Raw genomic sequence first — 9,209 nt, forward strand, 5'->3', positions numbered from 1 at the left:
AGCCACTCAGCCATGCTCGGCCTCCCCAGGCCCGGTGCGCCGGCGCAGGTGCCAAGCCATGAGGCCCGCCGCCACTGCCGTCAACAGCAACCCCAGGTCGACCCCCGCGACCGCCGGCAGCCCATGGCTGATAGCCCGCCACGGAGGGTCGCCGGTATGCCAGGCATTGGAGAGCACCGCCATGAGCGCCAGCGCGCAGATCATCAGGCAGTGCGTCGCCCAGGGCGCCCGCAAGTGGCGTGATCGACACACCGCCCACAAGGCGTGCAGGCTGGCCAGCAGCCAGGCCCCGTAAAACACTTGGACCTCCCAGCGTGCACGGCCGCTCAGGTCATCCGCCAGCCACTGATTGGCCACCAGCATGGCCAGGGTCGCCAACGGCATGCCGGTGATCAGCGCGCAGCTGAGCAGCGTCAGCATGACGCTGCCCCACTGCCCTTGCGCAGCCTGCAACCGGCGCTTCTCCAGCCAGTAAAGCAACCCGCTGGCGAGCATCACGCAACCACTCACGCCGCCCAGGAAGTACAGCAGGCGCAGCCACGGCTGCTGGAAATGCGCGACATGCAACCCGGCCAGCCACTTGAACGTGGCGGCCGCCCCAGGCAAACGCGCATCGTGCAGCAGGCGGGCGCTGGCGCCATCAAAGTACAAGGTGCGCCCGTCCTGGCTCACGCCACCTGTCAGCGAGCGGCTCACCTCGACATAGGCATGCGCATCCCCAGGGTGCCAGACCCTGACAAACCCGGGTTCGCCGCCCTCCCAGTGCACGCGGGCAAACGCCATCATCTGGTCCAGCGAGGCAAGTGGCCCGGGCATGCCGGATGCCTGGCGGCTGTAGGCGGCGCTGGCGTGCAGCGCAAACTGATCAGCCTGATCGGGGTACACCGCCAGGATCGCGGCGGGCAGGTACACCGGAAACACAATCAACAGCCCGCTCAGCAGGATAACGAAATGAAAAGGCAGGGCAAACACCCCGGTGAGGTTGTGCAGGTCCAGCAGCCGCCTTGGCGACTTGTCGAGCCGCAACACAAACAGGTCCTGAAACAACCGGGCATGGATGCACACGCCGGCAATCAGCGCAATCATGCCCAGCATCGCGGCCAGGCCAAGCAGCCGTGCACCGATGTTCCAGCTGTTCAGGTTGAGTGTGTAATGCAGCCGGTAGAAAAAATCCCCGCCACGGCTCCCGGCGACGGGCAACACGCGACCGTCAGCGGGCGCAATAAAGCGGCTGATGCCCTCCCGCTCCAGGGTCCAGGCCTGAAAACGCGCCACCGCGCGGCGCTCGTCCGGCAGCTCGACATACCATTGCAGCAGTGGCTTGCCCTCGCTCAAGCGGTCCACCTGGGCAACCACCCGCTGATCCAGCGAGAACGATGCAGCCCCAGGTGCCACACGAATCTGCGGCAGCATCCAGCTGTCCAGTTCTCGGTCATAGACCGCCAGGCTGCCCATGAAAAAGGCCACCAGCAAAAACCCGGAAAACCCCACACCGATAAATCGATGCAGCCACAGCCTGGCGTGACGAACACTGTCGAACATCACGCCCCTCCCGAAAGACCGCGCGCCGCGGCCAGCATCAACACCGACGCCACGGCCACCGCCCCACCCTGGCGCCAGGCCTGCCGCGCACCAAACAGCCACAGCCCCAACAGCGGGAACAGCACAAAGCCCAGTATCGAACTGATCAGCACCGCCTCGCTACGCGGCAGTGCCAGGCGTACCAGACACAGCGCCGACAGGCTGCTCAGCGCCCAGGTGAACAGGTAGCTGAGCAACAACGCCAGCACCAGCCACGCGGCGCGCTGGCGATTGAGGGCAGCCTTCATCGCGTGGCGATCAGAACCTGGCACGCAGGGTCATCGACACGGCACGCGGATCACCGAAGATGTTTCCATCCTGGAAGGTGTTGATGCGCTGGAAGTACTTCTTGTCGGTCAGGTTGGTCGCCAGCAGGTCCGCCGAGAGATGCTGTGTGATCTGGTAGCCGATACCGGCATCGTACAGGGCATAGCCACTTTGGCGCAGCTTGGTGCCGTCCATGTCGATCGAGGGCACATCGAGCTTGTTGTAGGTTTCACTGACGATGCTGACCCCGCCCTGAACGCTCCACTTCTCCAGCTCGCCCGGCAACTTGTAGAGGCTCCAGACCCGCAGCATGTTTTTCGGCAGGTAGGTCTGCAATTGCTCGTTGGCGCTGTCATAGCGCTTGTAGGTGTGTGTGAAGTTTGTGGAGAGGAACCAGTCGGGTGTCAGCTGGCCACTCATCTGCGCCTCGAACCCACGCGTTCTGGCCTTGCCGCTGGCCACCACCGCCCGTGAGTTGGGGTCATTCATGTCTGGAATCGCACGGTTTTGCTCCTCGATCTGGAACGCCGCCAGCGACGCGTTCAACGCGCCATCGAGGAACTCGCCCTTGATGCCCAGCTCATGCTGCGTGCCTTCCAGTGGCTTGATGATGCTGTTGTTGATGTCCAGGTTGCTGACCGGTTGCGGCTGGAAAACCCCGGCGTAGTTGCCGTACAGCGAGTAGGTGTCATCGAGTTCGTAGATCAGGCCATAGAACGGCGTGAACTTCTGCGACACCGTGGCCCCCACCTTTCCGACGGCGAGCCGGCTTGCGGCTGGTGCTGCGAGCGGTGCATGTCCAGCCAGGTCAGGCGCCCACCCACCACCAGCGTCAGCGGCTCCGCCAGGCTCAGGCGCACATTGCCGTACACCGCCTTGGAGCGGGTGTTGGCAACGCTGGTGGGCAAGCGGTCCGAAGCGGGAAACAGCGGCCGCGGGAAATTCACGTCGGGGTTGTAAAGGTCCACATCGCCCAGGTAGTCGGAGAAGTAACCACCGTTTGAAGCGAACTCGGAGCGCGAATAATTGGCCCCCAGCAGCGCCTTGTGCTCGCGCCCCAGCAAGGTGAACGGACCGTCGACATACAGGTCGGCCTCGTCTTGCTTCTCTCGGTAGTCAAACATCACCGAGTTCATCGACACCAAGTTGTCGGCAGGGTCGATCCCCCCACCATTGCGCGCATAGGCCTGGGTCAGGTCATAGTTGTTGTCGGCGTGGCGCAGCGCCAGCTTGGTTTTCCAGCCGTCGCCCAGCTGGTGCTCGATTTCGGTGAATACCGCGGTGCTCCAGAAGTAGTCGCGGTTCCAGTCCTCACCATAGAAATTCTTGCGCGACACGTCCGGCAGCGACATCGCCGGCCGGCCTGCCGCGTTGGTATAGCGAAACGCCGGCAACGAGCGCTGGGCGCCGCGGATATCGGTGTTCTGATTGCTCGCGCCAAGGGTCCAGACGGTGTCTGGCGTCAGGTCGATATCGACGATGCCATACAGCTGGCTGGAATCGCGCTTGCCGCCGCCATCGTAGTACACGCCCTGCTTGCGGTCGCTCAGCACCAGGCGTCCACGCACGTTGCCACTGTCGGTCAGCGGGCCGGTGACGTCGACCATGGCCCGGTAGTTGTCCCAGGAGCCGGCACTGACTTCAGCGGACACGGCCGCATCGGCCAGGGGACGCTTGCGCACCAGGTTGATGCTGCCGCCGGGGCCGCCCGTGCCGGTCAGGCTGCCGGAGGGGCCCTTGAGCACCTCGACACGGTCGTACATGGTCAGGTCAGGCGAGAGGAACACCCGGTTGTCCATGGTGGTCGGCGTACCGTCCAGCTGCAACGAGGTCATTTCGAAGCCACGGGAGAAGAAGCTCAGGCGGCTGGCGTCGATACGCTGCACGGTGACCCCGCCGACCTTGCCCAGGGCGTCTTCGAGGGTGTACAGGTTCTGCTTCTGAATACGCTCCTGGCCGATCACATCGATCGTCTGCGGCACCTCACGCAGGCGCAGCGCCACCTTGGTGCCCACCGACACGGTGGCACCTCGGACTGCATGCCGACAATCGACTGCTCTGGCAGGGTCAGGGTCGTCAGGCGGTCCAGGGTCAGGGTGCCGGCTGCCGTGGTGCGCACCGACAGCGCGCTGCCGGCGAGCGCCCGCTGCACGGCCTGTTCGGCGCTCATCGTGCCCTGGATCGCGGGCGCACGCAGCCCGCTGGCCAGGGCCGGCACATACGCAATCTCCTGGCCGCTCTGACGGGCAATGCGGTCCAGGGTCGCGACCAGGGCGTCAGCCGGCAAATCGAACACGTGCTGCGCCTGAATGCTGCTTGAGGCGGCCTGGGCATAGCTGACTGAACACACGCCCTGGGCCAGCAGCAGGGCAAGGCACACAGGCGTGAGCCTGAACGTTGGGCAAAAACGAATGGACATGCGTGACTCCGTGTTGGCGACTGCGCTTTTATTAGCGGTTTATGGCTATGTCCAACGAGCACGCAAAAGCGATATAGGGCCGCTGAAAAATAATTCAGCTGCGCCGTTCGATCTGTGTCCAGAACCCCAGGTACCGCTCGATGCGCAGCCCCAGGGTGTGCTCCAGCGAGGCCAGTGCCTGCTCGCTGTCATCCAGCGAGAAGGTGCCAGAAACACGCAGTTGCGCCGCCGCGGGGCTGATGCGCAGCACGCCGCGCCGGTAGGCCTGCAGGGCCTCGATCACGTCGCCCAGCGACCAGTCGTCCACACTCAGCCGGCCGCTTTCCCAGCTGCTTTCGCCCTTGCGATTGGCCGCAAGCGGCTGGACGCCGCGCGTGTCGAGGCGAGCACCCGCCCCGCTCTGCAGCACCGTGCACAGGCTGTCGGTGCGGCCAATGCACAGCCCCGACTGCAGGCTCCAGACATGCGTTGCACGGCCTTGCAGGGCCACCATGAAACGCGCGCCAGTGCCGCGGGCGAAACCGTCAGGGGTGTGCACAACGAAGGGGCGGGGGTCGTCGCTGGCCTGGACGATCAACTTCCCGGCACGCAGTACCAGGTTGCGCTCGCTGGCCGTGAAGTCGATATCCACTGCGCTGCGCGCGTCGAGCAACAGCGTGCTGCCATCGGCCAGGTTGAAGCCGCTGCGCTGGGCGGTCGCGGTGTGAAAATCGGCCCCAAGGCCCGACAACACGCCGCTTTGCCGACCGAGCAGTGCCGCACCCACACCGACGCCGCCCAGCACCAGCGCACCACGCAGCAAACGACGTCGCTGCGGGTCGGGAGCCTGCAGCACCCTGCGCACCCTGGAGTCGGGCCCACGCGCCAGCGGTGAAAAGGTAGCCCCCAGATGGGCCTGTACCCGCTCCCATGCCTGCGCATTGCCCGGCTCGGCAAACCAGGCGTCGAAGGCGCGCTGCTCATCCGCCTGGACGTCCCCCGAGCGCATGCAGGCGGTCCATTCGATGGCCTCTTCGAGTGCGCTGCGTTCGGGCTTCATTCGCGCAGCAGGTTCTGGCAGCAAAGCTTCAAGCCTTTGGCCACGTACTGGCGCACCCGGATGGTCGATACGCCGATCAGGCTGGCGATATCGGCGTACTTCATGCCGTCGACCTGACTGCACAGAAAGGCCGTGCGGGCCGCGATGAAAGCCCCGCAAGCAGGGCGTCCACTTCGAGCAGCGCCTCGATCGCCAGCGCACGCACCTCCGGCGAGGGCTCGTGCACTTCAGGCTGCAGCGCCAACGCCTCCAGGTAAGCGCGCTCCAGATCGCGCCGGCGCCAGCTGTCGTACATCAAGCGCTTGGCAATGGTCGTGAGCAGCGCGCGCGGCTCGCGAATGGCCTGCGGCTCCGGCAGCGCGACCACCTGGGCGAACACTTCGGCCGCCATGTCGGCGGCGTCATGGGTGCAGCCAAGGCGCGCACGCATGCGACCGAGCAACCAGCCATGGTGGTCGCCAAACAGGCTATGCAGTACTTGCTCGCGCGAAGCGGTAGAGGCGAATGCAGTCGGGGCCATCAGCGCATACTTAAATGATAAGGCTTATCATTTAGCATGAGTGCCGCGGTTCTTTCAAGCGCTAGATGGCCCGCTCCCGAAGAATCCCTTGCGCCTCAAAGCGACCAGTGCAAGGTCAGCGTCGCATTGCGCGGGTCGCCATAGAAGCTGCCGCCATACACCGTGTTGGTGGCAATGCTCTGGTAGTACCGGGTGTCGAACAGGTTGTTCACGTTCAGCCGCACGTCCAACTGCTCCGAGGCCTTGTAGCTCAGCATCAGGTCCACCAGCGTGTAGGCATCCTGCTCGATGCGATAGCGGCTGTCGGTGGCGTACCAGTTGTCGCCCTTGTTGTAGATCGCGTTCTGGCGGTACACCCCGCCGCCGACCTTCCAGCGTTCAAGCTCACCCGGCAACTGGTAGGTGGTGAAGGCCTTGAACACATGCCGCGGGATGTCCGTGTCGAACAGCCGCCCCTCGTTGTCAGGGTTGCTGTCCTTGACGTACTTGACCTGGGCAAAGGTGTAGCCGGCGCCCATCTCCCAGCCCGGCAGCAGCGTGCCGTTGAGCTCCAGTTCGACGCCCTCGCTGCGCACCTTGCCCGCCGCCTCGGAGCAGGTCGGCACGGCGTCGGAGCACTCATGGCGCTGTAGCGACCTGGCGCGATTCTCCTGATCGATGCGAAACACCGCCGCACTGGCATTCAATGCGCCGTCGAAGTACTCGCCCTTGATGCCCACTTCGTAGTTCTTGCCCTCGATCGGCTTGAGCTCGCTACCGCTGGCATCCTGTTCGGACTGCGGCTTGAAGATGTCGGTGTAGCTCACGTACACCGAGTGCTGCGCATCCAGGTCGTAGATCACCCCGGCATAGCGGGTCAGGTTGCGCGTGACGCTGACCGTGACAGGTTTGCCCAGGCGCGAACCATTGCGCGTCTGCGACTCGCTGTCGTACCAGTCCAGCCGGCCGCCCACGATCAGCTTGAGGTCATCGGCCAGGTTGAAGCGCGAGGTCAGGTAGGTGCCGGTCTGGGACGTCTCGCGGTCCTGGTGCCAGTAGCTCAGGTCGAGACGGCGCTTGGGCAGGCTGCCCGAGTCCCAGGCATGGATGTTCATGCCGATCAGGTCGTCGCTGTAGTTGCCCTTGCCCTCAAAGGTCAGCTCGCGCCGGCTGGCCCCCACCACCAGTTCGTGGGTACGCCCCAGCAGTTGATAAGGCCCTGTGGCATAGGCGTCGTAGCTGCTCTGTTCATCGTCGTAGTGGTACTGCCCCAGGTACTGGCCGAACACCTCGCCTTCGGCGCCCATGCGCTGGGTCATGCTGCCGAGCATCTGCAGGTCCGACCAGGTACGGCTGGCCGCCAGCAGCAACTTCCAGTCGTTGGCCAGCCGATAGTCCAGGCGGCTGAACAGGGTGGTGTTGTCCTGGTCCCAGTATTCCCAGTCGCTGCCTAGATAGGTCGAGCGCGACAGGTGCAGGTCGCTGCCATCGATGGCCGTGGGCAGGCCGCCCCCAGGTGGAGGTGTTGTTGACGCTCTGGTTCGACACGCCCAGGGTAAAGGTGCTGTTTTCGCTCAGGTCAGCCTCGCCGATGGCATAGAACACCGAGCGCTCGGCATCGGCCACGTCCTGGAAGCTGTTGCGCGCCTGGTAGGCACCGACCACGCGGCCGCGCAGGGTGGCGCTGTCGTTGAGCGCCCCCGAGGCATCGACCTCGGTACGGTAGTTGTCCCAGCTGCCGGCACTGGCGGTGATGCTCAGGCGCGGATCGGCCGTGGGGCGCTTGCGCACCATGTTGATCGCCGCCGACGGCGTGCCCGAGCCCTGCATCAGGCCGGTGGCGCCGCGCACCACTTCGACGCGGTCGTAGATGGCCATGTCGGGGGTGGAGTTCATGTCTCGCGACAGGTAGTGCGACAGGTCGTTGGACAGCCCGTCGCTCATCAGGTTTTCGACGGTGAAGCCCCGTGCATAAAAGGTCGGGCGTTGCGGGCCGTCCTTGGTCATGGACATGCCGGGGGTGTTCTTGAGCACGTCTTCCAGGCTGCGCATGTCCTGGTCGTCCATGCGCTGGCGGGTGATGACACTGACCGACTGCGGCGTCTGGCGAATGCTCAGGGGCAACTTGGTGGCCGTCTGCATCGGCCCGGTGGTGTAGGAACCGGTGCCTTCGGTGGTGCTCCCCAGCACCTGCCCATTGATGCTGGTGGCGCCCAGCTCGAGCGCACCACTGGCGCCCGGCACGGTGACCAGCACATAGCCGTCGCTGCTCGGCTGCGCCTGCAACGCATGGCCGCGCAACAGCGCCGCAAAGCCTTCCTGCACCGCATAGCTGCCCTGCAGCCCGGCACTGGCCATGTTGGCGACCTGCGCGGCATTGAACGAAATGGCCACGCCTGACTCGCGGGCGTAGCGGCTGAGCGCATCACCCAGCGCCCCGGCCGGGATGTCGTAACGCTGCACCTGTTGCTGTGCGTACGCGGCTGCCGGCGCCAGCACAGGCAGCGCGCCGAGGGCGAAAGGAACCGCCAGCGCCAGGGCGCGACAGGGCTTGAAGGGCTTGGGTGAACGCATGTTTCCGATTCTCCGTGGTAATGGCTAGTACAAGGACGCACGGAAAACGAGAACTGGAAGCACTTGATAGCATTTTCTATTCGAGGGTGATGCGGGTGACCCATGGCGTGTAGTGCTCGACCCGAATCGGGAAGCTGCGCGCCAGCAGGCGCAAGGCCCGCTGACTGTCATCAGCGGGCAATATCGCGCTGACCTTCAGGTGCGCCAGCGCCTTGGCATCGAACAGCAGGTAGCCGCCGTGATTTCGCCCCAGGCGCTCCAGCACTTCACCCAGCGGCTGTTCGCGGATCACCAACTGGTGGTTGGCCCAGGCCTGTTCCAGGCCCGCCGCATCGATGGCCTCGGTCGGCTGAAGGCCGTGGGCATCGAAGCGCACCTGCTGCCCGGCGCCAACCGTGCGGGTGCTGCCGGCGCTCTTCACTTCGGTGCTCGACTCGAGCATCGCCAGGCGCGTGCTGGCGTCGCTGCGCTCGACCACAAAACGCGTTCCCAGGGCGCGGATGCTGCCGTGCTCGGTGACCACCAGGAAAGGGCGGCTGGCGTCCTTGGCCACATCCAGCAGGATCTCGCCACTGAGCAGGCGCAAGGTGCGCGAGCGCGCATCGAAATGCAGGTCGACCGCCGAGCGGCCATCCAGGCTGATGCGGCTGCCGTCGGGCAACTGCTGGCTGCTCCACTGGCCGGTGCCGGTGCGGATGTCGGCCAGCAGGTAGGCCGGCGGGTAATGCTGCATCAGTGCACTCACCGGCAACAGCAACGCCAGGCCGAGTGCCAGCGCCTTGAGTGTGCGCTTGCCGGCGGGCCGCGCCGCCACGCGCTTGAGCGCCGCA

Annotated in this window: 7 protein-coding genes and 2 pseudogenes; all 9 read right to left on the reverse strand. The window is 65.2% G+C overall.

Annotated features, from left to right (window positions below):
• Positions 1-6: 6 nt before the first annotated feature.
• Positions 7-1,542: a PepSY-associated TM helix domain-containing protein gene (locus G3436_RS24100; RefSeq protein WP_163950335.1), complete on the reverse strand. Its 1,536-nt coding sequence runs from the start codon at positions 1,540-1,542 to the stop codon at positions 7-9.
• On the reverse strand, positions 1,542-1,829 hold the full coding sequence (locus G3436_RS24105; protein WP_163950338.1) for a hypothetical protein: 288 nt from the start codon (positions 1,827-1,829) through the stop codon (positions 1,542-1,544). Before G3436_RS24105 ends, G3436_RS24100 begins: the two co-directional genes overlap by 1 nt.
• Before the next feature lie 10 nt (positions 1,830-1,839).
• Positions 1,840-2,586 (reverse strand): TonB-dependent siderophore receptor, encoded by a 747-nt coding sequence (locus G3436_RS28370; RefSeq protein ID WP_338001317.1) that lies wholly within the window; start codon positions 2,584-2,586, stop codon positions 1,840-1,842.
• A complete protein-coding gene (locus G3436_RS28375) occupies positions 2,553-3,869 on the reverse strand; it encodes a TonB-dependent siderophore receptor (RefSeq protein ID WP_338001318.1) in 1,317 nt (438 codons plus the stop codon). Before G3436_RS28375 ends, G3436_RS28370 begins: the two co-directional genes overlap by 34 nt.
• Complete coding sequence (locus G3436_RS28030; protein WP_243667295.1) at positions 3,809-4,267, reverse strand: STN domain-containing protein; 459 nt, start codon at positions 4,265-4,267, stop codon at positions 3,809-3,811. The genes G3436_RS28375 and G3436_RS28030 overlap by 61 nt, the downstream gene beginning before the upstream one ends.
• Before the next feature lie 94 nt (positions 4,268-4,361).
• Entirely contained in the window at positions 4,362-5,306 is a 945-nt protein-coding gene (locus G3436_RS24115; protein WP_163950341.1) for a FecR domain-containing protein, read from the reverse strand.
• A pseudogene (locus tag G3436_RS24120) lies at positions 5,303-5,826 on the reverse strand (sigma-70 family RNA polymerase sigma factor). The gene G3436_RS24115 and the pseudogene G3436_RS24120 overlap by 4 nt, the downstream one beginning before the upstream one ends.
• A 95-nt stretch (positions 5,827-5,921) precedes the next feature.
• Positions 5,922-8,379 (reverse strand): annotated as a pseudogene (locus G3436_RS24125) (TonB-dependent siderophore receptor).
• A gap of 76 nt (positions 8,380-8,455) precedes the next feature.
• On the reverse strand, positions 8,456-9,209 hold a 754-nt coding region (locus G3436_RS24130), incomplete at its 5' end, for a FecR family protein (protein ID WP_163950344.1).

It is taken from the genome of Pseudomonas brassicae (assembly GCF_010671725.1).
Taxonomy (GTDB): domain Bacteria; phylum Pseudomonadota; class Gammaproteobacteria; order Pseudomonadales; family Pseudomonadaceae; genus Aquipseudomonas; species Aquipseudomonas brassicae.